Below are 24,681 nucleotides of genomic sequence, written 5' to 3' on the forward strand. Positions count from 1 at the left end.
ACTGCGTGGTGGAGACGGATGGAGTCCTCCACAACGAGGAGTTGATAGACGCGCTTGCGACGATTCGCGTGCTCCTTGAGCCGCCGATGACTCCATGGGGCATCGCTGCTCATTCAGCAGGGGAGCGTGAGGCATTGCCACAAGGCGGTTCCCGTCTCCGGATTCAGCGCGCACGTGCAGCGCACGGAGGTGCAGCCGGGCGCCTTGGGGCACTCGAGGCCGACGTGCTCCGGGCACGCCGTGCCGTCCAGCATGAGCAGCTCCTCGCTGTCCGTAGGGCACACGAGGGGCTGACACGCGGCCGGCGTCGTGCAGGACCACGCGCCGCCCGCGCTGCCGGAACCACCCGCCGCGCCCGCGCCGCCCGACCCGCCGGCGCCGCTGGAGCTGGGCGTCATGCCCGCACCGCTGGAACCCCCCGCCGCGCCCGCGCCGCCCGCCGCGCCCGCGCCGTCGGAGCCGCCCGCTGCGCCAGAGCCGCTTGTCGTTTCACCGCTGAGATTCGAGGATCCGCAGGCCGCTGAAACACTCAACGCAAGGAGGAGGAGCCAGGAGCGCATGCCCTAGTGTAGCAAGCGGAGCGCTCTTCTCCGAATGCAGCGAGCGTTGCTACCCAGACGACCCAGGTCGCCGAACCGCGCTCACCGCTCACCAGGTCGCCGGATCATCGCGTAGAGCGCCGCTTCGCCGCGCCGTCGGGCGCGAGGGCGCGGCGGAGGTGATCGGTGAAAGCGCGCACCTTCGGCACGACGTGGCGGGTCGGGAGCGATACGACCGAGATCGCGACCGCATCGCACGCGGTGTCCGGGAGCACTTCGACGAGCTTCCGCGCCTTGCCCGCGCGCGCCAGCATGAAGTCGCAGAGCCACGCGAGGCCTGCGCCCTCGATCGCCAGCTCGATCAGCGCCTCGCCGCCGTCGACGACGATGCGCCGCGTGGGCGCGATCTCGCGCACCTTCACGCCGTCGCGGAGGCGCCACGGGATGAGCCGGCCGTGCAGCGCGTACCCGAGGCGCACGTGGCGCTCGAGGTCGTCGACCGTGCGAGGCCGGCCGTGCTCGCGCAGGTAGCCGGGCGCGCCGCAGACGAGCATCCGAGAGCGGCCGACCGGGCGTGCGATCAGACCCGAGTCCGGCAGCACGCCCAGCCGGACCGCGACGTCGATCCGCTCCGACGCGAGATCGGCCGGGTCGTCGCGCAGCACGAGCTCGACGTCGACGTCGGGGTAGCGCTCGGCGAAGCGCGCGAGCACCGGCACGATCACGTGACGGCCGATCACCGTCGGCGCCTCCACGCGGAGGAGCCCGGCCGGTCGATCGCGCAGACCCGAGGTGGCGCGCTGCGCGTCGTCGAGCTCGCGCAGCGCGGCGCGGGCGCGCTCGAAGAACGCGCGCCCTTCGTCGGAGAGCGTCACCGCGCGCGTGGTGCGGTGGAAGAGCCGCACGCCGACCTCGCCCTCGAGCTGCGTGATGCGGCGGCTGACCGCGGACGGCGTGACGCGCAGCCGGCGCGCGGCGAGCGTGAAGCTCCCGAGCTCCGCGGCCTCGACGAACGCTTCGATCGCTGCGAGCCGGTCCATGTCGCACCTCGATTGATGCGTATCATGCACGAAAGTTGTTCGCCTTCGGCGATGGTTTGCGCCGCGCGCACGAGCCACGGTGCCCTGCATGAGCACCGTGAACGTCGACGCCACCTCTCCCAGCCCGCGCGCCCGGGCGGTCATCATCGGAGCGATCACGACGCTCGTCGCGACCGCGATCCACCACGTCTACGGCGGCGTTCGGTACGCGACGCCGTGGCGCCTCCACGGCGCCGCCGTCGCGCTCGCGCTCTGCGTCCCCATCGCGCTGGCGTACGCGGGGTACCGGCGGAGCCCGGGCACGCGCGCCGGCCGCATCTCCGGGGGCTCGCTCGCGGCGCTCGCCCTCGCGTTCCCGGTGACGTCGATCGGGCTCTTCGAGGGCGCATACAACCACCTCGCGAAGAACGTCCTCTTCTTCGCGGGCGCGCCTCGCGACCTGCTCCTCCGGATGTTCCCGCCGCCCACCTACGAGCTCCCCAACGATGCCTTCTTCGAGATCACCGGCGTCGGGCAGATTGTCCCCGCGGCGATCACCGCAATCGCAGCCCTCGGCCTGATCGGCGACCTGCGCCGCCGTGTCATGAGGCTCGCGCCCGGGGCCGTGCTCGGCGCGCGCGAGCTCGTGGGCGTCCACGGCGAGCGGATCCGCATCCCCGATCCCGCGCGGATCGTGCACCTCCAGCTCCGTCGCTTCGCGGGCTGTCCGGTGTGCAACCTCCACCTCCGCTCGATCACCGTCCGTCACGACGAGATCGCAGCGGCCGGGATCCGCGAGGTGGTCGTGTTCCACTCGAGCGCCGACGAGCTCCGGCTCCACGCCGACGGGCTCCCCTTCGCGGTGGTGCCCGATCCCGAGAAGCGGCTATACGCGGAGCTCGGCGCCGAGCCGTCGCTCCTCTCGGTGTTCGATCCGCGCGTGTGGCCCACCATCGTCCGCTCGGTGGCGCGGAGCGCGATCGCGATCCTGCGCGGACGCGAGCGGCCGCCCGCGCTGATCCCGACCGGCGGTCGCTTCGGGCTCCCGGCCGACTTCCTCGTCGCGCCCGACGGCTGCGTGCTCGCGAGCAAGTACGGCGAGCACGCGGGCGATCAGTGGTCGGTCGACGAGGTCCTCGCGCTGACGCGTGCGCCTGCGGTGTCGAGCGCGCGCGCGGCCGCCGAGGTGTGCGCGCGGTGATGGAGCACCCGAGGGCTCGGCCAACGACAACCTCGGCGGTCTGCTCGAAGTCACAGCCAGGAAGACGAGCCGCTCCCGCCCTCATCGTCCCATCTCTCGATCCGTACCGCAGCTTGCACATTGAACCCGTCGAACTCCGCCACGAGCGGTCCCCTCCGCTTCGCCTCGAACCTGGCCTCGCCGGCGCCGTCGCCCCGGACGTGACCGCGGCTATTCGGCTTCGGCGAAGCGTCTCGTGGGCCTCGCCGCTCGGCCCTCTAGCTGACCACTTGGTTGACGAACACTCAACCTGAGGAGCGTTCCGTTGTCAGCGGACGGCGCAGACTGGCCATCACAACGGAACTAGCCGTCCATCATCGAGCACCACCCATGGAGATGACGTCGAATACGCCTCGGTCCCTGCAATCGGCAGGCTTGGTGCATCCGCGAGCCGATCGAGTCCTTCTCGGAGCTTCATGCCACGATCGGTGAGCCGATAGACCAGCGATAGCATCGGGTAGCCATCAGCCGGCTTCGGTCCCGTCGCCCGCTCCACAACCGCACTCGAATCGTGATCTGCCCATTGCTCCAGTCGGCGTGGTAGGAACAGATCGCCCGTGCAGTCGAGGAACTCCCACAACTCGGCGCCCAATTGCGATTTTTGGCCGCACACGGCCAACGGAGTCTGCCACTCCGTCGACAGAAGAGCCAAGATGAGCTCGTCGAATCGACTGAGGCGTATGGCTCCTCTCGTGGTCCTTCTTGGAAAGAAGGAAGAGAGAAGCGCCCACAAGGGAGCGAGCTCTGGGAACCCTTTGACGCCACGTGTGCACCTTTCGACGAAAGGCAATGGATTCGTATCGACGTACCTCTCCCAGAGGCGGACGGCACGATCGTAGCGTTCCCGTGGCCAGGGGCGCGCCTTGTCGAGGCGCTCCAGAAGAACCTCGTCAGGATGATCAGACACCGATGCGGAGCAGTCGAACGGAGGCAGCGGTTCCTCGGGGATCCTTGAGCGGTGTACTGGATCAAAATCGACGATAAAGACATTGTGACGCGCGATCCCTAGGTGACGCAACCAGCTACAGGCCCTCCAGAGGTTAACTCGCTCGTGGAGACTCGGTGACACCCACAGGACAACGGGCAGATCCCAGCGGATATCCGATGAATAGAGCCGGTCCCACTCTTCGGACGAAGACCACCATGCCTCACGCGCCCGGGCATGCTCCATGGCATCCATTCGACTCGGCCCGATAATAAGGCAGTCGGACGCACGCACCGTATTACCCGCGCCGAGTCGTACCAGGCGCTCTGTTGTCGGTGTGTCGAAGGCAACATGCGTTGCGTCCCGAATGGACTTCTGGATCGTCGTGTTCATTCAAACCCACACCGATAGCACTCGTCGTACGTGTATCTTTTTTTGAGCTGACAGTCGCGCCGACAGACTGCGCAAAGAGATTTGCCGCCATCGACAATTCGGTTACACGGATAGCCTTTGTCCTGACAGTCGACGTACATGTCTGTGCATGACCTATCCGGAGTGCAACCAGCCATCTCTTCAGTGGCGCCGCTCCCCACATCGCCACCGTTCCCGAACCAGTCCCCCGTAGCTGCTGACCCCGGTGGGTATGGTTCTCCGGCCCCTGTGCCTTCCGTCCCCCTAAGATAGCACTCGCCCACGTCGTAGTTGCATGCCCACACCGTGAGACCGAGAGGAATAAGAACAGGGATCGCCTTCAATTTCAGCCTGTGGCGCATGCTCCCCCTCCAAGTTTTTCCAGATGCGTGTGCGGAGGGGCGGCGTCAACTGTGATTCAGGGCATGGATTGCGTCCCTGCGGCTACGGCTTGTCAACTTCGCCCCGGTCCGAAGCCGAGCTCGAGCTGAGCGCAGCGGGTTGCACATCGTCGCGGCCGAGCTCGGCGCGGACCATCGGAGGTCGAGGCGCACGTCGGCGCGGCCTTGAGCCTGCTCGGTGCGTTGTGACGCCCGGGGCGGGAGGTCTCGAGCGTGAGCGCGGCGCAGCCTCCACGGCCGGATGCGGAGGTCGAGGCGGACGGACATCGGCGAGCGCGACGCGATCTCCGTCCACCTGGTCGAGTTCGGGCGCGGCGCCACCGACGAGCAGCTCGAGCGCGAGTTCGGTGCAGCCCCCCGGCGGGGCCCGGCGGTCGAGGCGGACGCCGACGACGGCTGGCGACGAGGAGCGCGGGCGCGAGCGCTACATAGCCCTTCGCCGCGGCGGTGCGGCCGTCCGGGACGCGTCGACCCCAGAGACTCGGGCTCTGCTCGCCGAATTTCTCTTTGACGCCCACGTCATGCCCAGAAAGATCGTGCGCGCTCTCATAACGCCTGTCGCGACTCGGCCAGGGCTTCCACCATGTCCATGCGCTTACTCGGCAAGATCGGCTTGCTCTACGTCGGTGCGCTCGTCGTGGTTCCGGCGCCGGCCCAGGCACTCGAGTTCCACGGCGGCGTGAGCGTGGGCGGGATCCAGATCGGGACCGAACCCAGGCTTGCCGTGAGCCCATTCGCCGGCTGGCTCTGGCGCAACGAAGGGGACTTCCGGCTCGAAGTCCACAACATGTTCAGCATCGTTCCAGGGGCAGGTATCGGGGTCTACGATCGAACGGCCGTCACTCTTGGGTATGCCACGAAGACAACCACCGTCAGTCTCGGTCCGTCCCTGGCGATCTACTCGATGCCGGTGTGTGGTGCCGTGATCTGTGATCGCGTGGTGGGGGTTGCTCCAGGCGGCCGCGCCCAGTCCGACTGGTACTTCGCCGGGCCCTTGGGCATGTCTACCAGCGTCCATGTGGACTGGGCTAGCGGCAGTAGTCGCGTTCTTCCTGGAAGTCTGGTCGTGATGTTGACCACCGGACCAATTTGGAGATTTGAGGTAAAGTCGAAGTGAACAGGCTGGCTGTTTATTGTTGATTGTGCACCACTCCGCTCCTCCTTCCGCCTTCACGTCTGAGCTCGCGGACGCAGCGGCCTCGCCGGTGTCTACCTGGAGCCGCCGCGAAGGGCCAGGGACACGGCGCCCCCTCCATGGCGGCGCCGCCGTGGCGGTACGAGCGCGGGGAGCTCGAGCGGCTCACACCTCGGCAGTGGATCATCTCCTCCTGGTAGAAGCGCCGCGCGAGCTTGGGGCCGTCGCCGTCCACTGTCCACCTGGTCGAGCTTGAGGCCATCGCCGGCGAGCTCCTCGAGCGCGGGGGCCCGCCGCCACGGTCTGCAGAACGGCCGCGGGTGTCGAGGTCGACGCCCGCGAGCGCGCGATCTCGCTGGCGTCGTACATGGCGCCGGAGCAGATAGCGGGGCCGCGGCGTCAAGGAACACCGCGGCGGGATCCGCACCTGCCGGCGGACCGAAGGCGGCGGTTGATGAGAGGATGGGTGCCTGATGAAAAGAGCGTGTTCTCCCGGGTGTGGCGCGGTGGCCGTCTCCTTTAGCTCGGATCCCTGGGATTGGGTGTGGGTCGGCGTGGTCCTGCTCGTGCTCGTCGGCATCTGCACCGCGCTCGTCCGCCGCTTCCGACGCCGTCGCTGACGCGGTAGGCCGCCTGCACCCCGTAGAGGGCGTTGCTCGCTTGGGACGGCGCCAGGCGGGGGAGCAGCCGCGGGGTCGAGCTGGACGCCGGCGAGTCGGGGCCCTCGCGATCCACCTGGTCGAGCTCGGGGCCCTCGCCGGCAAGCTCCGCGAGCGAGATCTCGGCGCCGCGGCCTGGAGTGGTGCTCATGGATCTCCGAGCGGCTTTCCACCTTGCCACCATCAGGCCCTTGGGCGCCGTCGTGGAGTTCCAGGCGCGCCACCGTCGGCGCCCGCCTCTGCCTGTTCACCTCGGTATGCGATGGGCTGCGATCGCGGACGACGTCGTGCAGCCCAAGCCGCGCGGCAGCCAGCGCGCTCGCACGGCGCCCTGCACCGGCAGCCGGCGCCAGCAGGTGGACGAGCACTCGAGCCGCGCAGGCAGCCGAGAGCACTGCACGCTCTGGACGGAACGATTCACGTCCATTGTGGTCCTCTCGTCTGGATTCCGTTTGACGCCGGATCCCTGTTATCAGAAGAACCGCCCGCGTAGCCACGTTGCTCGTCTGTTGCGGAGAGGGGAGAAGGGGACGATGGGTACAGGAAGCCGGCGGATCCCATGGGCGGTCCTGCTCGTCACCCCGCTCGTCGTCGTACCGACGCAAGGAGAGGCGTCCGAGTTGAGCGCCGGTATGAGCCTCGGGTGGCTCCAGGCCGGTACCATTCCGCGCCTCGCGGTGGGGCCGCATGCGGGCATATCGTGACTTGTCCAGCGAGACATCCTGTTCACGGTGCACGACCTGTGCACGATCCTACCCCCGATCCAGGAGGACGGGCTCGGGGTCTACAACCAGACCTCGGTTGACATCGGGTACGCGTGGAAGGACGGGAACGTCAGCGCAGGGCCCTCGGTCGCGTTCTACTTCATGCCGGCGTGCGGCGTCACCTTGTGCGGCCGCGTCGGTGGCTTGGCCGTAGGCGGCCACGCGCAGACCAACGCGTACGTCGCCGGACCGCTGGGGGTGTCGGTGAGCGCCAATGTGGATTGGGTCGGTCGGGGCAGTCTGGTGCTCCCGGGCCACGTGTCCGTCATCGTTGTTGCTGGTCCTGTGCTTCGATGGAGTGAGAAATGAACGTGAGAAAAGTTCTATTATTGACCTTGCCCATCGCGGTTTGGGCGCTGGCGGCGTGCAATTGGACGTTCGGCGACTGCTATCCTGTCGGGGAAAGAACTTCGGGTGCAGGTGCCGGTCCAGGCTCGGAGCCCCGCCCCATTTTCACCTCCTCTGCATCCGGTGACTTCGGGGCCGACCCCCAAGGTGGCGGCGAGCGCAAGATCGCGTGCAACGAGTCGGACCTCGAAAATGAAGAGGAGAGACCGAGCGACAGCGACAGCTCGGAGAGGCCGACAGAGAGCCCGACGAGCCCGCCAGACCCATGCCCCGGATTCGGCGACATAGCCGGGGACGGAGCGATCTTCTTGAGCTGTAGCGATGCGTGCAGCTCGAAGTGCCCGCAGCCTGGAATGGCTCACTTCGTATGGGTAGATTTCGATCCGGAGGACTTCCCGTTTGTCACCACCGTCGAGGATGACGGCCGGGGCAAGGCAGGCGGGTATCAAGAGGCCAAGGCCAACTTGAAGTTTGAGCACCGGTTTCCAGGCGGCACCAACGAGTGGCACTGTTCTCTCACCATCAAGATGCCGCTGCGGACTGAGTTGATGGGGAAAATCGATTCGCTCCGTGCAGCCAACCTCAGCGAAGAGATCACGGAGGAGGTCGGACAGCTCATGGACTACAATCTTCCGCCGGGGATCTTCTGCGAAAGGTTTCGCAGCGCGGTGGATGCTGCGTTCAAGTTCAAGTATAAGGGGCTCGGCGCCTCGGTGACGAAATGATGGTGATAGACCGCTCGGAGTTGCTCGACGTCGTCTACCGCTTCTACCCGCGGGGCGTGCATAACTTCGAACGCAGGCACGTGCCTCCCAACGAGCCTTTCTACGACGACACGGAAGAGCACCGCCGCCTGGTGGAAGCCGCAAACCGCGGGCGAGCGGAGTACCCAACGTGGAAAGCGATGATCCACCGAGTGGGGGATCGATACGGCCTTCAAAACGAGTCGCTAAGCCTTGTGGCAGGGGGGAGCGACCCGGCGTACTCGGCCCGCATCTATCGCCCCAAGGACTTGGAGCCCGTTCCCTCGCCCAACAGCAGGGCTTCGCTCAGCTTCCACGTAAGCCTCCTCGGGCCCTATTATGGGATCCACGATACGGGCGAGCCCGACGAGATACCGGCGGCGGTTGCAGAAGAGATCGAGGCCGCGTATCCCGGTTACCAGACGATCCCGCCGGAACTCGGGAACGAGGTGGTGCCGGACGTGGCAATGGACGGGGTGTTGATGGGCGAGGCGACGATCTACGTGTGCCTCTTCTCGCCCAAGTGGACTTGGGTGGACCCGTAGCCGTTCCCCTGGGTGGATGCCGCCCGTGTGGCCGAGCACGCGATTGGATGGACAGAGCAGATACATCGGTTCCAGGATTGTGAGTCTATGAAACACAACATTGATGAGCTACTCGATATCGCCTATCGATACTATCCCCGTGGGGTCGGGATTATGGATGACGGCGATATCGACGTCCAGCGATGCGCGGAGACTGAGGAGCACGACCGGCTCGTGCGCGCGCGGATCGAGGCATCGAGGGGCGACCGATGGCGCGGCCTGCGACGTCGCATCCAAGACGGATTCCCTGGTAGGTTCATGAACCATTCGCTGCATCTCCCGGCCGGACGCTGCGACGCCTGTTATTCTTTTTCGATCGACATGCCGGAGTCTACGGGTCGAACGCTGTGGTTCCATGTGAGCTTTCTGGTTCCTTACTACATCGTCCATAGCGAACGCACGATCGACATCGTGAAACAAACGAGGGCCTCGTTCTCGGTCGATTTTCGAGGCCTACATTTTAGCGTTCGGCGCAGCCCGTTCGATCCGAGGGTCGTCGCTCGTCCGGACGATAGACAAAAGTTCGCCATCATCAGTAGGGAATATGCCACCTTCGATCTGTTGCCTGACGAGCAGCCATGCGCGGAGTGGATTTCCGCCGACATCGAAGCGACCTTCGGTTGCGAACGCATGCCGCCGGAGATCGGGACCGTGCTCGTGCCCGATGTGATGCCGGGCCTGCGTCTCCCCGGGGAGGCTAGACTCTACGATTGCCTGTTCACGGACCATCACAGGTGGGTTGAGCCGTCGCCGTCTGATGAGCCCGCACCCGGCGTCCAGATCGAGGCGAGCAATCTGACAGAGTCGCTCGTCGCGGTGCTCACCGTGCTCGCGGCGCTCTACTCCATCTTGTGGAGCCTGATGCCAGAGCTGCAGAGCGGTTCTTGTTACTGGGTGGTGAGGACGGATGGCGTCCTCCGCAAAAAGGAGTTGATAGACGCGCTTGCGAAGATTCGCGTGCTCCTTGAGCCGCCGATGACTCCAACCGGCATCGCTGCCAGGCGCGAGTTCGAAGCTGCCGCGCGCGAGCTCGAAGCGCTGGTCGCCTCGTGGGACGGTGAAGGCGAGCCGCCGGCCGCCATGGTCGCCTGGGCGTGGAGCTTCCTGGCGAGCTGGCCCGTGAACTCGGAGCCCGTAGCTTCGTCGTAGCACGACTGCTGGAAGGTGCCCCGATCAGCAGAAAGGCCGCCGAGATCGCCAAGAGGAGAGCGGGAGGGCCGTCCCGGCATGTCCCCTCCTACTTCCATGGTTTCTTGGCGTCACGGTGGTTCGCTTCGCTGCCTGCCTTCCTGCAATCGTGGTAGCCGTCGTGGAGGTCCGTGCCGTTCTCCCATGACGTGACTTCGGCTATTCAGGGAAGCGCAGCGTCTGGTGGGCCTCGCCGCTCGGCCCCATCGTCGTGGTGCCATCGTGGTTCCAGCTGGTGCCGCCCACGCCCGGCAGTCCCAGCTCGAAGGTGACCCCCTCCAGGGTGAGCTGGTCCTCGTCGAGGTAGGCGATGCCGATCGAGTCACCGCCGCGCCCGGGGCCACCGTAGCCGCCAGGGCCTCCGTCGCCGCCATCGGCACCGCCGCAGGACCACGTGCCGTCCCCCACGGCGCCGCCTGGCATCCCCCAGCCGCCCTCGCCGCCTTCCTCCGGCTCCCCGCCGTCGCCGCCTCGGCCCCCGTCGCGGGCGGCGATGATGCTATCGCGCACCGTCACCTTGGCGTGGAGCGCCACGATCACGATGCTCGGCTGGCCGTTCTCGCCCCCTCGGCCGCCCCGCCCCCCGCAGCCGCCCGCGCCTCCGGAGCCGCCGCCGGCGCCCCCCTTCGAGGCCACGTCGCACACCGCGAGCCCGCCCCTGCGGCCGCCGCCCCCGCCGCCGCCTTGGCCCGGCATCCCCCGGGCGCCGTCGCCGGCCCTGTCGGGGTGCCATCCGGTCTCATCGATCCGGCCGCGGCCCTTGCCCGGTGCGCCGGCGACACCCCACATACCGCTCCTTCCGGCGACGCCCCTGCTACAACCACCGTCTGCCCGGTTGCCACGTCCTCCTTCCCCATCGTGGTTGGGGTTCGGCTCGGGTACGGGCTCGCCGTCCTCCCCATCTCTCGCGCCGTCCGCGAGCCCGTCGCCTCCCTTGCCACCGACGCTCGGGATCCCTCCCTCGCACGAGCTCACCGGCGGAGGCCCACCCGGGACCGTCGCTGCGGAGCACGCGTCTCCCCCATACTGCCCGTCCGGCCCCGACGCTGCCTGGCCTGGCCATCTCTCTCCATGGTTGCCCCTCAGTCCCTGCTCGGTTTCGATCCTGCTTCCGATGATCTCAACCACGGCGCCCGACCGAACGACCATTCCGATATGCCTTGGACTGCGGATAAACATGTGATCGATGATCGAGACCCCGTCCGCAGCCCCCGTGTCGCCCGCCCGCGCCGGCTCGATGGTCAGCGGGGTGTGCCCAACGGGGCCAACGAGCTTGGCCGTGCCGTACACCGGATCTGAAATCTCGGGCGGCCGTTCCCATTCCAAGAAGTCGAAGCCTCCATAGAGATCCACCCCGGAGGGCAGCGTGATGGACTCCACGAAGGCATTGCGGGTGAGGAACACCCGACCGCGCCCGGTGCGCGCCAGCTCGATAGCGCGCGGCAGGGTAGTCACCGGCCTGTCCTTCGTGCCGGGGTTCGCGTCGTCACCGCCGAGAACCGGATCGTTGACGAACACGCCGCAGCCGTCCATCGCCCGCGCCGCCGCGAGATGCTCCAGGCAGACCGCATCGGGGAGCGGATCACCTGCACACGTCGACGTACCGCCGCACGGCGGCGCGCCGTCAGGGTCGTTCACCCCCGGCGCCGTGCCGCAACCGGCCGCGGCGAGCGGCAGAAGCGGGACCAAAAGGATCGCGGAATTCAGACGCATCGGCATCCCTCGCTGGCAGCGTCTCGCGAAGCGCGAGTCAATGGGGCGGCTCGCTTGCCGCACCGAAATGATAGAGCTCCCCCCAGGGGCCGTCCGCCCCTTTGCCCACGTCGTCCTCCGGGCTGGCGTTCCCCGCGAGGCCGCCTATCCCAGCGGATCCGGCAACAATGTTGGTTCCGGGTCGAATGGCGAAGTTGGGCACGACGTAGGCGATGCCGACGGACGCGCCTCCGAGCCCGCCGCCGGCATCACCACCGCGACCGCCGTTGCCTCCCCAGCCACCCGAGCACGCATCCGGCATGTCGGGCGAAAATCCCTTTCCGCCGTTGCCGCCATGTCGCCCGATGCCCCCCGCTTGGCCCCTCCCACCCACGCCGCCACGTCCGCCCGTGCCCGTGTTCACGTCGCTGGCCCCAATCGTCAGCTCCGCGCCGTCCAGCACGACAATGCCGATGGCCGCCCCGCCATAGCCGCCGCCATAGCCGCCCCGACCACCACAGCCGCCGCTCCCTCCCGAGCCGCCGGCGGCGCCCCCCTGGGGCAGGCCTGCCCGACACGCGACCATCTCCCCACGCGACTTGCTGCCGCCTCCGCCGCCGCCCCCCTGGCCGGTGCCGCCTGGCTTGCCGTGCTCGCCCCGGACACCGATCCATCCATCGTTGCCGAGGCGGCCCACGCCCACCGCGCCATCCGCGCGATCGGAGTCGGCACCGTGTGCGCCATTGCCCCCTTTGCTGCACCGCGCGAGGTCCGCGCCGAGCCCCGCGTGGCCATCGCGCTCCGAAATCTCCGCCGGCGCCGGCTGCCCCGGCGCACCGTCGCTCCCCGACTCGAGCCCGCCGTCGCCGCCGTAGCCACCCGTCGACTCGATGCCGTCGTCGCACACGGTGACGACCGGGAGGGCGCCCGTCGGGGAGTCCGCGGCGCAGGCGTCCACGCCGTCGTTCCCCACCATGCCGTCCGCTGCCCGCTCGGTGTCCGCGTCCTCTCCCGGCTCCCCATCCTTGCCGTTGCCCGCGACGATCACGCTGTCCTGCACGATCGCCGTGGCCCCCGTGCTCAAAATCACCGCGATCGACGACTTTCCATCCGGCGCCGACGCGTCCGCCGCCACGACGCGCACGCCGGCGATCACCGATGTCGTGTCGTCCCCCGCGAGCGCCGTACCCTCCTCCCCGACGACCCTCAGCGGGATCCCCCCCGGCGGAGCGATGATCGTCGGGTGATTGGGCCCGCCGAATGAGCCCTCGTACGTCCAATCCCCGCCGTCACACAGGCGCCCGCCCCAGATATCGACCCCTGAGGGCAGCGTGATCGTCTCCGCGAACTCCCCGCCGCACGCGTACACGCGCCGGGTCGCTTCCTCGCCGTCGCCTCGCCCATGCGCGGCGAGCCCGATCGCGTGTTGCAACGTCCTCACCGGCGCGCCCTTCGTTCCGGGGCTGTTGTCGTCGCCTTGCTCGCTGACGAACACCCCGCATTCATCCAGCGCCGGCGCCGTGCCAGGCGCTCCCTCGCACGGACCGGGCGGAGGCACCGGATCGGGCTCGCACGCCTCCACCTCCCAGCAAGGGTCGGAGTACGAGCACCCTGTCAGCATGCTCGCGCCGCACATGAAGATCGCGACAGCGACGACCGACGTCGCCACGCGCCGGCCTTCCTTCGAGCGCATCTGCTCGGCTCCCGATGTGCTCACCACGGCCCCTCGATCATCACGCCGATCTCTCGCCCGCTCGCAACGGGCGAGGCGTGGATCCGATCCTGAGCCGGCGTGGGCCCCAGGAAGGAGAAGTCCGTGAAGAAGGAAGCGGCGGTCGCTGCCCCGATGACACCGCCGGCGATGAGCATGGCCGTGCCCACGCCCGCGGACAGGTTGCGCTCGTCTCGGAGGCGGAGCAGGTCAGCGCACGCTGGGCGGTCCGCCGCCTGCCAGCACCTGGACCCGCTCGCCGTCGCACCGCCGTTGAGCCCGTCGCGGCGTTCGCTCAGATCGCTGTCAAGATTCGTGGCCCGGATCATGAGCAGGCTGCCCGCGGACAGGGTGGCCGTCGTGACGGCGATCCCCGCGATGCGCAGCGTCGTCGGCCACAACGCTGGCTGCCCGGGAGCCTGCGGGCGCGCAGGGGGCGATGCGCTCAGGGGCTTGGGTACCGCCGGCGCGTTGTCCTTGGCGCTGCTCTCGGCCGCGCGAGGTAACTGGATCGTCATGGTCGGCTCGGTCGCTGGCTGCGCGTCCAGCGTCTGGGAGCCTTCCTCGCGGCCCGGTGCTCGGGCCCGCACCATGTGCTTGCCAGGCTCGAAGAACAGTCTGTAGGTCCGCCTGGGTAAGCCGATGGGCTTGCCGTCGATGAGCACCTCGGCATCCGGCGGATCCACCGACAGATAGAGCGTCGCAACGAACGGAACGGCCTTGGCCAGTCCGTCCGCGAATCCTTTTTGCTGCTCAGGAGAAAGCGCCTTGCGCCACTCAAGGCTCCAAGCCAGGTGCTCCGCTGCGTCACGAAACTTGCGCAACTTGAGCTCGCAGAGGCCCAGCTCTCCAGCGATCTCAGCGGATTCTCGCGCTGTCACAGATGTCGAGTCGATCGCCTCGAAGGCGGCCTTGTACGCGGCGTGTGCCTCGGTCCACTTTCCCGATGCCCGAGCTCGCCGGGCGCGGCGAAGATGGTCCTTTACGATCGAATCGTCGCTTCGTGCGGGGGCCGAATTCCGGTCCTCCGCATGGACCGGATGCGCAGTGCCGACAACGACGCCAAGCATCAAGGATATCCAGAGCGTTTGCGCGACAAAACGCATGCACGACGGTACTCACGCCAGCCGTGACGCGTCAACAGCGCGGAAAATGGCATGACCTGAACGTTCCGACGAGAAAATCCCGCCCGTTCGGGGAATGCGACCATCGCGGCCTGTGCTGTCGCAGGCCTCGCGCCTACATGTCACACTCTATCCGACTGACGCTAGAGCCGACCTGCATTTTCTTGAAGCCCTCCGGACGGCTCAGGTGTTTTACCGGTCATGGGCGAGCCAGGCAGCACCCCTCCCGGCTTCGAGTTCTTCCGGCGCCTCGCGCGGCGTCTCGGTGTCCCTGCGCGACACGCGGAGGACCTCGCGCAGGATGCCTTGTTGCGGGAGCTGGAAGCAAACCAGCGGATCGAGCTCGGGGAGGCTCGCGCCGCCTACGGTGCCACCATCGTCCGGAACCAGGCGCGGAACCACGTCCGAAACGCACGCCGTCGGGGGGAGGTCCTGACCTCGTTCGACGATCACGAGCCTCAGGCGGAGTGCCCGACCCCGGAAGAGATGCTCCGCAGGCAGCAGCGGGAAGAGCTCCTGCGCGACCTGATCAACCAGGTCGACCCCAAGTACCGCGACGTCTTGATCAAGCACGCGCTCGAGGAGGTGCCGCTCGTCGAGATCGCCTCCGAGCTCGGGCTCAACCCGAAGACGGTGAGTACACACTTCCTCCGAGCGCTCGAGGACCTCGACGCGGCGGTGAAACGCCGGAAGGCGCGGCAACGCTCGCGCGGATGGGGCGACGCTGCATGCGTCCCGTTCGCCGTCGATCTGCGGGGCCGCGAGGGGTGGTTGAGCAGGCTAGGCCGCCTGAGGATCAAGCTCCTGGTGCAGGGAACGGTCCTCGTGCTGACCGGCGCCGTCGTCGCGACGTCGCCGGACTCGTTCAGCCCGGAGTCGTGGTTGCGAGCAGCGGTGGTGCGTGCTCCTGCGCCCGCACCGGCGGTGGAGGAGATCGCGCAGCCGCCGGTCCAACTACCCATGCGCGCGGCCGCCGCGCTGACCACGCCGACCGCGCCGACCACCCAGGAGATCGCGCAGCCGGCGCAGGACCGAGATGCACGGGAGCCTGCTCCCTCAGGCGCGCCGGTTCGTCGTAGCTCGTTCCCCGTCCGCGCCGTGGTCCCAGCCGTCAGCGAGCGCGAGCAGAGCCTCATCGACGAGGCCCGAAGGGCCGTCGAGGACCATAACGCGGTCGCAGAGGCAGAGGCGCGCCGATTGCTTGAGACACATGCACTGGAGTTCCCGCAAGGACAGCTCGCCGCGGAGCGTGAAGCGCTCCTGACGCAAATTCGCTGAGTCCTCGGCGTACCTCCGACAGCCAGCGGGCGGTGACGCAGGTGATGTCGTCGGACGGCACAAGGCCGAGATCTGCCCTGCGTCCAGACAAGGACGTGCGCGTCCAGGAGACGAAACGCGATGAATACCATGGAGGATCTACTTGGTGCGATGTGGCTCATTTCGCCGCTCGGGCTCGCGATGATAGCCTGCGTCGCGATCGGCTTCGCGGTCACCGCGCGCGAAGCGCTTGGACGCGAGCGCGGGCTTCGCGAGGCGCGCGAGCACGCGCGAGATGACGAGGAGGCAGCCCTCACCGATGCGAAGGAACAGGCAGCGGGCGAGCGCGACCGATACCGGCGCCTGCTGGACTGTCACGTCGATGCGGCGCTCGCAGAGCTGACAGACGCCCGCGCGCGCCCTGTCCCCTGGCCAGGAAGGGTCCTCGAGTCGTTCTGCGCGACGATGCCTTCGTGGAGGAGGAAGCTGGCCGAGAGCACGGGGCTATCGCCGAGGGAGGTGGAACGGTTGCTGAAGAGCGATTTCCCCATGACGCCCGGCCTCGCGCGGCAGCTGGAGGCCTTCACCGGCACGCCTGCTCGGTACTGGGAGCGCCTGTGGCGGCTCCACGACGACTACCTGACAAGCTTCCCGCTACAGCGTGACGAAGGTGGGCCGACTTCCGCGGACGCCCCCGATTGGGAGGACGTAGAGCGCTCTACGCTGAACACGACGCTTCCGGGAGTAGGGAACCATGGATGAGCGCAGCCAGGCCACGGGTCGTCCGTCGAATGAAGACGAGCGTGCCGCCGCGCACGCGCGCTTGTTTTGCCCGGCGCTGGTCCGTGCCGTACCGCGCTGGCTGGCGAGGCTGGGGGTCCCGCAGTGGCATCGTGCCGACGTCGCAGGCCAGGTCTGGCTCTGCGCCTGGGAGAGCTGGCCCAGGTTCGAGCCGAAGCGCGGCAGGCCTGAACGCTGGTTGAAGGCGATCACGGTACACGTCGCCTCGCACTATCGCGAGCGTATGCAGCGCCGCAGGGAGGAGCTCGTCGACTTGATCGAGGCGGCCGATCCAGCTCCGGATGCCTTTGCTGTGATGGAAGCGGACAGCATCAGAACGGGAGCCATCGACGCGGTGAACGAGCTTCACCCGAAGCTGCGCTTCGTGCTCATGGCACACGATCTGGACGGGATTCCGATGGCCCAGGTGGCAGAAGACGCGGGGCTACCTCTCTCCACGCTCTACAAGCGACGCACAAAGGCCCTCGGTGCGGTGCGCGACATCATGGAGCTTCGGGTAGACGGATCGCTCCGGTTCGCCCCCGCGGAACACAGTTCCGTCAGGGATTCGTGATGCGCGAGCTCAGGGCGATTGCCCCTCAACGCCCGGCTCGTCGTCTCCCGACTCGCTCTCCTCCGACTCGCCGTCTTCCGGCTCGGCCTCCTCCGACTCGCCGCCATCCTCCCCCTCCTCTTCTCCTCCGCTGTAGGCGCCGCGGGAGACGGGGAACGGCGCATAGTCCTTCATCTTGTCGGTGCCCGCGTACCAGTACTCCGCGGCGGCGCGCAGCCTCCGCTCGGCGTTCACGACGAGGGTGTACGCGGCGTCGCGGAGCTTGCGCGAGCGCACCGCCTCGAGAGAGAGCGTCTTGTCGGCGAGCATCCGCGCGAGCACCGGCGAGAGCTCGCGGAGGCGGTCCGCCGCGGCGGCCTCGCCGCGAGGCGCCTTTTGAACGGCCTCCGCGTGCTCGGAGCAGAGCAAGAGGAGATCGGAGACGTCCTGGACCAGATCCGCGTCGCCGCTGCCCGCCCGGATCGCCATGAGCCGCTTTTGACCTTCGGGGCTCTTCTTGAAGCGGAGATCGAAGAAGCGAAGGAGCGATTGCTTGATCTGGGCGGCCTCGGCGGCCGGCTTCTGAAAGGCCGCGACGGCCCGCTCCTGGCGCTGCTGCGCCGCTTGCCAGCGCGATTGCACGACGCGCAGGAGCTCGATCTTTTCACGAAGCCCGCGGATCTCCTCTCGCGTGAGCTGGGGCTCGTCCTCGGCGAACGGAGTGCGCACGAGATCCGCGGCGTCGCGCTCGGCGGCGAGCTGGATGCGGCTCGCCCAGATGACGCGTCGAGCGAGCTTGCCTGGAAAGAGTGAGGTGTTATCGCCGAGCGACTCGGCTTCTCGGAGCAGCTCGGCCTCTCGCTCGGCGCTCAGCGTGAACTCGGGCGCACCGCCCGACGAGCGGTGCGCGCCTCCGACGTCGCTCGAAGCGCGCGTGTTCTGGGCGTTCTTGGTCCTGGATGAAGCTGCGATGGGTGCCTTCGTTGCCATGGCGATGAGATGTCTCCTTGTCGAGGTCAGCGCCCCTCCGAGCAGAGGCGCGGTCGCTCAATGAGGGAATCGGCGCCGCCGAGGCTTCGGGTCACCGGAGAGCACGATACCGACGCTTTCGTCGCAAGGGCGTAAGGGCGCAAGGTCGCAAGGAGACAGAGGCGCCGAGAAAACGGACGCCGAGGCTGCGCAGCAGCGGCGACGGCCACGCGCAGGCATCGAGCCATGGCAACGCAGGGCAACCAACTGGGCGCGCAGGAGGGCGCCGGGGCTGCGCAGGAGCCAGGTGATCGTACGATAGGACACCAAAATGGATGCGCAGAAGGGTCGCGGGGGCTGCGCAGGAGCCATGCGATCGTACGATAGGACACCAAAATGGATGCGCAGGAGGGTCGCGGGGGCTGCGCAGGAGGTCGCCGAGGCCGCGCAGGAGGGCGGCTGGGACCGCGCAGGTGAGCAGCGCCAGCAAGATGGAGGTCGCCGAGGCCGCGCAGCAGGACCGCTGGGGCTGCGCAGGAGGTCGCCGAGGCCGCGCAGGAGGGCGGCCGGGGCTGCGCAGGAGGACCGCCGGGGCTGCGCAGGAGGTCGCCGAGGCCGCACAGGAGGGCGGCCGGGACCGCGCAGCAGTGTACGAGCGGCGATTACGCCTGCTCGAACTGCACCGGCTCGCGCGGGTCGAGGCGCTGTTGATGATCGCGGCAATCCGCAGGGATTCGGTGAAGTTCACCGGTGAAATCCGCGCCCGGTGCCGGTGAAACCCGCAGCCGACGCCGGTGAAGTTCACCGGTGAAGAGGCGGCTCAGTGCTTCTTGGCGCGGCGCTGCTTGATGCGGGAGGCGCTCAGCTCCTTGGCTTCCTTGAGCCGGTAGCTCTCGGCCTCGATCTCGATCACCTCGGCCCGGTGCACGAGCCGGTCGACGAGCGTGACGACGCAGGCGGCGTGCGGGAAGACCTGGCCCCAGTCGGAGAATGCCTTGTTCGTGCTGAGCAGGATCGGCTTCTGCGCGTCGTAGCGACGAGTGACGACCTCGAACAGCAGGTCGGCGTAGCGACCATCGTAGGAGAGATAGCCGACTTCATCGATGCAAAGAAGGGCGGGAACCGTGTAGCGGTGCAGCCGGCGCGCGAGCGCGGCCGAGGACTCCTGCGCGGCGAGGTCGGCGAGCATGTCGCTCGCGGTCGAGAAGCGGACCGTGTGACCGCGGACGACGGCCTGGTGGGCGACGTTCTTCAGGATCATGGTCTTGCCGACGCCGTTGGGGCCGACGAGCACGGCGTTGTGGCCGGTGGTGATGAAGCCGGGAGCGAAGAGGTCGTCGACGGCCTCGCGGTCGATTTTCTTGGGCCAGGACCAGTCGAAGTCGGCCATGGGCTTGAAGGCGGCTACGCGGGAGTTTTTGATGCGGCGTTCGAGGCTGCGCTTGTGGCGCTCGCGCTCCTCGATGGCGAGCACCTCGCGAAGCCAGGGCTTGTCGGCGAGCTCCTCCCAGCACGCGAGCAGACCAAACAGGCCGAGGCCCTTCAGGCGGGCCTTCGTCTCAGCGGGCGTTAGATCGGTCATGGCGTCGGGTCCTTCTTCAGGGCGTCGTAGGTGGCGAGCGAATGCGGCGTGACGACGAGGGCGGCGTGCTGGCCGCGCGTGACGGGGATCGAGACCGGAGGCGGCAGGTGGCGCTCGGAGCGGCGGCGGTCGATCACCTGGCGCACGGCGCCGACGTGGATGGTGTCGCGCTCGAGCACCTCGACGAGCGCCTCTTCGAGCTCGGCGGCGCCGACGGCGTCGAGCAGGTGTAGAAGCCGGGCGATGGCGCTGCCGACGTTGTCTCCGCGCTCGGCGACGATGCGCAGGAATGCCTGGCTGCTGCGGGCGGCGCGGGCGAGGCGATCGAGGCCGCGATGCTCGCGGGCGCGGCGCTTCTCGTCGACCAGGCGCTGGATGTGCACGGGCTGCTCGATCTGCTGGCCGCGGTCCCACGAGCGGACATGGGTCGCGACGATCTCGTTGCCGTCGGCGATGCGCACTTGCTCGAGGTCGGCGAGGACGACGAGCGTGCGGCTCGTCCGGTCGTGGGGAACCGAGTAGTCGTTGAGATCGAAGCGCGCGTAGGGGGTCTTTCCGACCTCGACCTCGACGCGCTCGTGAGCTGGAAACGGCGTGTCGGGGGGCCCGAGCAGCACGCTGCGCTCGTCCTCGAAGGCCTGGCGCACGGTGCGGGCGCGGTCCTCGACCCAGGAGCGATCGAGCGCTGCGGAGCTGGTCCACTCGGTCGCTTGTCGGTTGAGGTCGTCGAGGTCGGCGTAGGTCCGGGCCTCGAAGAACGCCTCGCGGACATAGCGGATGGCGCGCTCGACGCGGCCCTTCTCGTTGCCGCGGGCGACGGCGACAGGGCGCGGCTCGAAGCGGTAATGCCCCGAGAGCTCCAACAGCATGGGGTGGAACCGGATCGCGTCGCCGTGACGCTCCACGACAGCGCTCTTGAGGTTGTCGTAGAGCAGCACGCGCGGGACGCCGTCGATATCGGCGAACGCCTCGACATGCCCGCGAACGAAGAAGGGCATCGCCGCGCTCGGGAAGAAGCGCAGGAAGATCCGCCGCGAGTAGCTGAGTACCATGACGAAGGCCCAGAGGGGGCGCAGCGCCCGGCCGACAGCCAGCTTGCCGAAGTGCGCCCAGTCGACCTGCGCTTGCTCGCCGGGCAGCGTGCGCAGCCGCTGGAATGCCTCTGCGGGCTTCTTGGGGCGGAGACGGCCGATCACCCGGCGCAGATGATCGGGACCGCCCGGATAGCCCCGCTCCTTGAGCATGCCGAAGAGGCGACTCGAGCGCAGCGAGGGATACTTGCCGAGCTGCTCGACGATGAAGGGCACGAACGGGTCGACCATCGACGGGCGCGGCGCGACGACCTTCGGATCGACGCCCGCTTGCCCGAGCACGCGCTGCACGGTGGTGTGGTGCAGCCCGAGCTGGGCGGCAATGGTGCCCACGGGCCACTTCTCGCCGTGGTAGAGGCGCAGAACCTCGGCCTCCGTCTCTTTCGCGATCACCGCCGCCTCCCGTCACCGCGGAGGGCTTCGTGGGACGCGGGGAGCGCGTCGGTGAACAGCTGACCGAGCGCGCCGCTCGCGCAGGGCCCAGGGCGGAAGCCGCGCTCCGCAGAGCGAGCAGCGGCCGACATCTCGGCTCCAATCGTCATCGTTGTCCTTTCGGCCGGGGGTGATCTCCGGCGCGAGCTGAGACATCGACGCGGCCGCGGCTTGTGTCACCCCGTGATGCGTCACTTTCTGCGCGGAGAACTTGTCCCGCTGCCGGTCCCGATACCGGGCCTGGCGAGCGGCATGGAGGCGGCGAGCGCGAGGCCGGGTCTGGTAGGCCACGCCGGCGCGGCGGAGCGACTCACGACGCCGGAGCGGGCCGCAGTCGGGGCAGAGGCGCTGGCCGCGATCGCAGCGACGGCAGAGGCGAAGCTGGATGCGGCAGCGGGCGCAGTGGGCGAGGCGATAGACGGACGAAGGCAACGGGCTCCATGACGCCGCTTTCTGGACCTGGAGCCCGGCTTGTGATGAAGGTGGGGCACTCCGGCAACGCGGAGCTCCAGAAGGCCCGAGGGTGGCAGCCCTCGGGCCTTCGACTTTTCGGCGGGCGTAACGTCTACGCCGCGGAGGCGAGCGCGGCCCAGATCGGCGTGGGTGCCAGCGGTGAACGGTGAACGCTGCCGATCATGGGGCCGCGATCTTCACCGGTCGGACGCGGGACGCGATGATCACCGACAGGCGCGCCAACGGGCGGCGCTCGAGCGGCGCGGCAGGCCGGTAGACGGCCCCGGCTGCAGCCCGCCGATATGACGCGCGCTGGCATGCCCCTCGCAGCGCAATTCCGCGAGCGACGGATCGCGTCGCGTGGAGGTGGCACATGCACACCAGGATCGGCCTGACCATGGCCGCGCTCGTCGGAGCGTCGGCCTGTGGCACAGCCGACGAGGCGACCGAGGCACTGGCGAACCCCGATGGTACCGTCGAGGTGCCGCCGCAGAGCTTCTATGTGGAGCTGAGTCAGGACACGACGGCGGAGAGCGCGATCCCGCAGATCGTCCAAGCTGGTCGGCACGAGTTCGCCGCGGCTTGCGCCGATCGCCCGGACGCGGCGCTCCGCATCTTCAACCCGTTCGACCCCGACGCCTTCGCTGACGTGCCCTGCGCCTCAATGGTCGGCGACGGCGAGAGCGGCGGCGCGCCGACCCAGGATGAGAGCGGCGAGCTCATCGGAGCGGCTCAGCAGCCGTGGAGCCCCATCGGCTTGGGGTGCAGCATCTTCATGTTCGGGGCCGGCATGGTCGCAACTTCCGCGGTGTGCCCCAGGGCAAGGGATCCGCGGGATGCGCAGCGCTGCTCCAACTACTCAGGTGCGGCGCTCGGAACCCTGGGAGTCCTCTGCAGCTTCATCTGAGCCATGAGCAAAGAGCTGAGGACCATCGGCATCCTGGCCTCCGGCGTGGCGATTGTCGCCGCGGCGTGGCTCGACGCGCCGGTTCCTGAGGGGACCTTTCCGCCCCTCGGCTGGCTCCGCGCCGGCCTACCCGTCTACCTGTACGTCTTCGGCCAGTGCTGGCTGGCCGAAGGTCGTGCCCGCGAGCGGCGCGCACGCGGGCTCAGGGACGAGAAGTAGCTGCGCAGGCCTCGCATCCCTCCGGGGCACGACCCGCCGAGTTCGCGCGCGACGTGCTCGCCATCGAGGAGGTCGTCGAGGCCGAACTGGACGCCGTAGCGCTCGCCTCGGCCCCTAGGGCCCGCCCACTCCACGCGCTCGCTTCCGACGCAACCGGCGACGGCCCCAGCCGATCCTCTGCCGAGGACCGCGGACGAGCTCCGCGATCCCATCTCCGAGGGCGAGGGCGCGGCTCAGGGAGCTGGCAAGCGATGCGACGACGGCGGCCCGTGGCGATGGGCTGGTCAGCGCGACTCGTCGAGGCGCAGGGATTCGCGGTGGGGCCGCTTGAACCTAACTTCGAGGGCGTGCGATCCGCAATCCGGCATCACACCCCTTGGAATCCCGGCGAACGTGATGAACGCAACGGTTCAAACGCTGCGCTTCTTTCGCCATGGAACCGGCGACCATCTCCATGACACTGTCGCTGCTCCCACGACGCGCTCGGCCGAGCAGGTCCAGGGCCGCAACGCCATCGCGTTCGCGGATGCGCCTCGACCCTGCTCCGGGCTGCTACTGTCCTCCCATGCCGTCCACGCGTCGCCTTGCCGCTGAGATCGTCCGCATGGTGCCACCGCGCGACCGCGCGCTGCTGCTTCGGTTCGGCCTCGACCTGAACAATCCAACGGACGCGAAGCTCTTCGTTGAGGGCGTCCGGGCCGCCGACGATGCCATCGCCGCGCAGCAGCGTTGGGAGCGCGCAGCGCTCAGCTCCTCGAACCGCGCGCGATCGCGTCCCTGATCCGGGTGGGCGTGTTCGACCGCCGGGCACCGGAACGCACTCTGCACAGCGTCGCGTGTCGCTGGCATTGAGGTCGAGCTCCCGGCGTGCTCCGTTCCGCTCTGCGCGCTGGTCGCGCTCGGTCCACTGAGCACGCCGTCCCCGCTCGAGCGGCCGTCGAATTCAGGAGATCGGCGCGACGGAGATGCGGAAGCAGAGCGCCAGACATCATCGTCCCCTCCGGTCACGTTCGCGGGCAAGGTCGACCACGTCGGCCGCAGCCTCGCCTTGGGGTGCCGGCGCTCCGAGCAGCCGCCCGATCGCCTCGTGCGCTACGCGCGCCGTCTCAACATCGCCGGCCACAATGGCCGCCCGCAACCCCTCCCCGAGCTGCACAAGCAGCATCGCCCGAACCGACGCCGCCTTCGCCCCCACCCCCTCCCCGAGCCGCTCTCCCCCCACCCCGCCCACCCCGATCGAATCGCCACGCGCCCCCTCCGAATCGTCACACCCCCGCTCCAACCGTGTCGATCCGTCGCCACCCCCCTCCGATTTCCCCAACAATTTCGCCGGTTCGCCCCCGTTCCCCCGCCCCAGAGCGCCTTTTAAATCCACCGCGTCTGCCATTTCGCCATGGGGCCAATTGTTTGATATTGCTGAATATTATTGCCTCGTCCTGCTCCGCGCTACCCCCTCCACTGGCTATTCCGCTGGCTTTTCCCCGAGCTCGGGGATCCTCGCGACCAGGGAAGCTAGCTCGCCGAGTGCCAACTCTGCAAACGTCCTGACCGCCCGGCGGTGGCGGCGGCGACGCCGGCGGCATCGCCGGGAGTGTGACCGCGCGGCGAGGCGCGCTCCGTACCGGCGCGACCTCTGCCGTGCCTCGCGGCGCTCGGGCAGAGGTGTACGTCATGACGGACTTGCTCGCCTCGGTCGCGAAGATCGGCACAAGAAAGCTGGGCGGACGGCCTGGTGTCCTCTCGCGGATGTCCTGTCAGAAGCTCAGCTGGCAGTGACATGTGGAAGGGCACATCTCACACTCCCCGTCTCGCGGTCAGATCAGCTCGACGGCCTGGCAGGCGCCAACTGGCAGCGTCACGCATGAGGGCCGGTATCCAGCCAGGAAAAATCAAACGCCCATAGACCAATCGGCTCGACGCGCGGCCCCCAGCCAGTCCGGCGCAGCGAGAGAGCT

At 68.4% G+C, this 24,681-nt stretch carries 21 protein-coding genes; 12 read left to right on the top strand and 9 right to left on the bottom strand.

Going from position 1 to position 24,681, the window contains the following annotated elements:
• Nucleotides 1–113: 113 nt before the first annotated feature.
• Nucleotides 114–398, bottom strand: coding sequence for a hypothetical protein (locus WME82_RS32930; RefSeq protein WP_438038531.1), 285 nt, complete (start codon nt 396–398; stop codon nt 114–116).
• 266 nt (nt 399–664) lie between these two features.
• The gene (locus WME82_RS32935; protein WP_438038532.1) at nt 665–1,579 is read right to left on the bottom strand and encodes a LysR substrate-binding domain-containing protein; all 915 of its coding nucleotides are present in this window, start codon (nt 1,577–1,579) and stop codon (nt 665–667) included.
• Nucleotides 1,580–1,667: 88 nt separating this feature from the next.
• On the opposite strand from WME82_RS32935, the gene WME82_RS32940 reads away from it, so the two are divergent.
• Nucleotides 1,668–2,759, top strand: a complete 1,092-nt coding sequence (locus tag WME82_RS32940) for a peroxiredoxin-like family protein (RefSeq protein WP_438038533.1) — start codon at nt 1,668–1,670, stop codon at nt 2,757–2,759.
• A gap of 331 nt (nt 2,760–3,090) precedes the next feature.
• On the opposite strand, the gene WME82_RS32945 is transcribed toward WME82_RS32940, so the two are convergent.
• Nucleotides 3,091–4,116 carry a hypothetical protein gene (locus WME82_RS32945; protein ID WP_438038534.1) on the bottom strand — a complete coding sequence of 342 codons (1,026 nt, stop codon included), beginning with the start codon at nt 4,114–4,116 and terminating at the stop codon, nt 3,091–3,093.
• Nucleotides 4,117–5,118: 1,002 nt separating this feature from the next.
• Here WME82_RS32945 and WME82_RS32950 point away from each other — a divergent pair.
• From WME82_RS32950 to WME82_RS32965, 4 genes are all read left to right on the top strand, one after another.
• Nucleotides 5,119–5,652: a hypothetical protein gene (locus WME82_RS32950; RefSeq protein WP_438038535.1), complete on the top strand. Its 534-nt coding sequence runs from the start codon at nt 5,119–5,121 to the stop codon at nt 5,650–5,652.
• A 1,746-nt stretch (nt 5,653–7,398) separates the two neighbouring features.
• Nucleotides 7,399–8,166 carry a hypothetical protein gene (locus WME82_RS32955; RefSeq protein WP_438038536.1) on the top strand — a complete coding sequence of 256 codons (768 nt, stop codon included), beginning with the start codon at nt 7,399–7,401 and terminating at the stop codon, nt 8,164–8,166.
• Nucleotides 8,163–8,729 (top strand): hypothetical protein, encoded by a 567-nt coding sequence (locus WME82_RS32960; RefSeq protein WP_438038537.1) that lies wholly within the window; start codon nt 8,163–8,165, stop codon nt 8,727–8,729. The genes WME82_RS32955 and WME82_RS32960 overlap by 4 nt, the downstream gene beginning before the upstream one ends.
• Nucleotides 8,730–8,816: 87 nt before the next feature.
• A complete protein-coding gene (locus WME82_RS32965; protein WP_438038538.1) occupies nt 8,817–9,917 on the top strand; it encodes a hypothetical protein in 1,101 nt (366 codons plus the stop codon).
• Nucleotides 9,918–10,115: 198 nt separating this feature from the next.
• On the opposite strand, the gene WME82_RS32970 is transcribed toward WME82_RS32965, so the two are convergent.
• The 3 genes from WME82_RS32970 to WME82_RS32980 are packed head-to-tail and all read right to left on the bottom strand — an operon-like array spanning nt 10,116 to nt 14,465.
• Nucleotides 10,116–11,669, bottom strand: coding sequence for a hypothetical protein (locus WME82_RS32970; protein ID WP_438038539.1), 1,554 nt, complete (start codon nt 11,667–11,669; stop codon nt 10,116–10,118).
• Nucleotides 11,670–11,706: 37 nt separating this feature from the next.
• Entirely contained in the window at nt 11,707–13,341 is a 1,635-nt protein-coding gene (locus WME82_RS32975) for a hypothetical protein (RefSeq protein WP_438044951.1), read from the bottom strand.
• A 20-nt stretch (nt 13,342–13,361) separates the two neighbouring features.
• Complete coding sequence (locus tag WME82_RS32980; protein ID WP_438038540.1) at nt 13,362–14,465, bottom strand: hypothetical protein; 1,104 nt, start codon at nt 14,463–14,465, stop codon at nt 13,362–13,364.
• Nucleotides 14,466–14,684: 219 nt separating this feature from the next.
• Here WME82_RS32980 and WME82_RS32985 point away from each other — a divergent pair, with 219 nt between their 5' ends.
• The 3 genes from WME82_RS32985 to WME82_RS32995 all read left to right on the top strand — a co-directional run bounded on the left by WME82_RS32985 (nt 14,685) and on the right by WME82_RS32995 (nt 17,094).
• Entirely contained in the window at nt 14,685–15,761 is a 1,077-nt protein-coding gene (locus tag WME82_RS32985) for an RNA polymerase sigma factor (protein WP_438038541.1), read from the top strand.
• Nucleotides 15,762–15,881: 120 nt separating this feature from the next.
• Complete coding sequence (locus WME82_RS32990; protein WP_438038542.1) at nt 15,882–16,502, top strand: helix-turn-helix transcriptional regulator; 621 nt, start codon at nt 15,882–15,884, stop codon at nt 16,500–16,502.
• Nucleotides 16,495–17,094 (top strand): sigma-70 family RNA polymerase sigma factor, encoded by a 600-nt coding sequence (locus WME82_RS32995; RefSeq protein WP_438038543.1) that lies wholly within the window; start codon nt 16,495–16,497, stop codon nt 17,092–17,094. Before WME82_RS32990 ends, WME82_RS32995 begins: the two co-directional genes overlap by 8 nt.
• 9 nt (nt 17,095–17,103) lie before the next feature.
• On the opposite strand, the gene WME82_RS33000 is transcribed toward WME82_RS32995, so the two are convergent.
• A complete protein-coding gene (locus WME82_RS33000) occupies nt 17,104–18,063 on the bottom strand; it encodes an ATPase (RefSeq protein WP_438038544.1) in 960 nt (319 codons plus the stop codon).
• 452 nt (nt 18,064–18,515) lie between these two features.
• Here WME82_RS33000 and WME82_RS33005 point away from each other — a divergent pair, with 452 nt between their 5' ends.
• The gene (locus WME82_RS33005; RefSeq protein ID WP_438038545.1) at nt 18,516–18,818 is read left to right on the top strand and encodes a hypothetical protein; all 303 of its coding nucleotides are present in this window, start codon (nt 18,516–18,518) and stop codon (nt 18,816–18,818) included.
• Between the two features lie 44 nt (nt 18,819–18,862).
• Here WME82_RS33005 and WME82_RS33010 read toward each other — a convergent pair whose 3' ends face one another.
• Together WME82_RS33010 and istA are read right to left on the bottom strand one after the other, a co-directional pair.
• On the bottom strand, nt 18,863–19,624 hold the full coding sequence (locus WME82_RS33010) for an ATP-binding protein (RefSeq protein ID WP_438038546.1): 762 nt from the start codon (nt 19,622–19,624) through the stop codon (nt 18,863–18,865).
• Nucleotides 19,621–21,108, bottom strand: a complete 1,488-nt coding sequence (gene istA, locus WME82_RS33015) for an IS21 family transposase (protein ID WP_438038547.1) — start codon at nt 21,106–21,108, stop codon at nt 19,621–19,623. Before istA ends, WME82_RS33010 begins: the two co-directional genes overlap by 4 nt.
• Before the next feature lie 889 nt (nt 21,109–21,997).
• Here istA and WME82_RS33020 point away from each other — a divergent pair.
• The 3 genes from WME82_RS33020 (at nt 21,998) to WME82_RS33030 (ending at nt 23,507) form a co-directional block, all read left to right on the top strand.
• Nucleotides 21,998–22,507, top strand: coding sequence for a hypothetical protein (locus WME82_RS33020; protein WP_438038548.1), 510 nt, complete (start codon nt 21,998–22,000; stop codon nt 22,505–22,507).
• A gap of 3 nt (nt 22,508–22,510) precedes the next feature.
• Nucleotides 22,511–22,726, top strand: a complete 216-nt coding sequence (locus WME82_RS33025; protein WP_437294012.1) for a hypothetical protein — start codon at nt 22,511–22,513, stop codon at nt 22,724–22,726.
• Between the two features lie 604 nt (nt 22,727–23,330).
• Nucleotides 23,331–23,507 (top strand): hypothetical protein, encoded by a 177-nt coding sequence (locus tag WME82_RS33030; protein WP_438038549.1) that lies wholly within the window; start codon nt 23,331–23,333, stop codon nt 23,505–23,507.
• Nucleotides 23,508–24,681 lie beyond the last annotated feature (1,174 nt).

The organism is Sorangium sp. So ce128, assembly GCF_051525245.1.
GTDB classification, from domain to species: Bacteria; Myxococcota_A; Polyangia; order Polyangiales; family Polyangiaceae; genus Sorangium; species Sorangium cellulosum_B.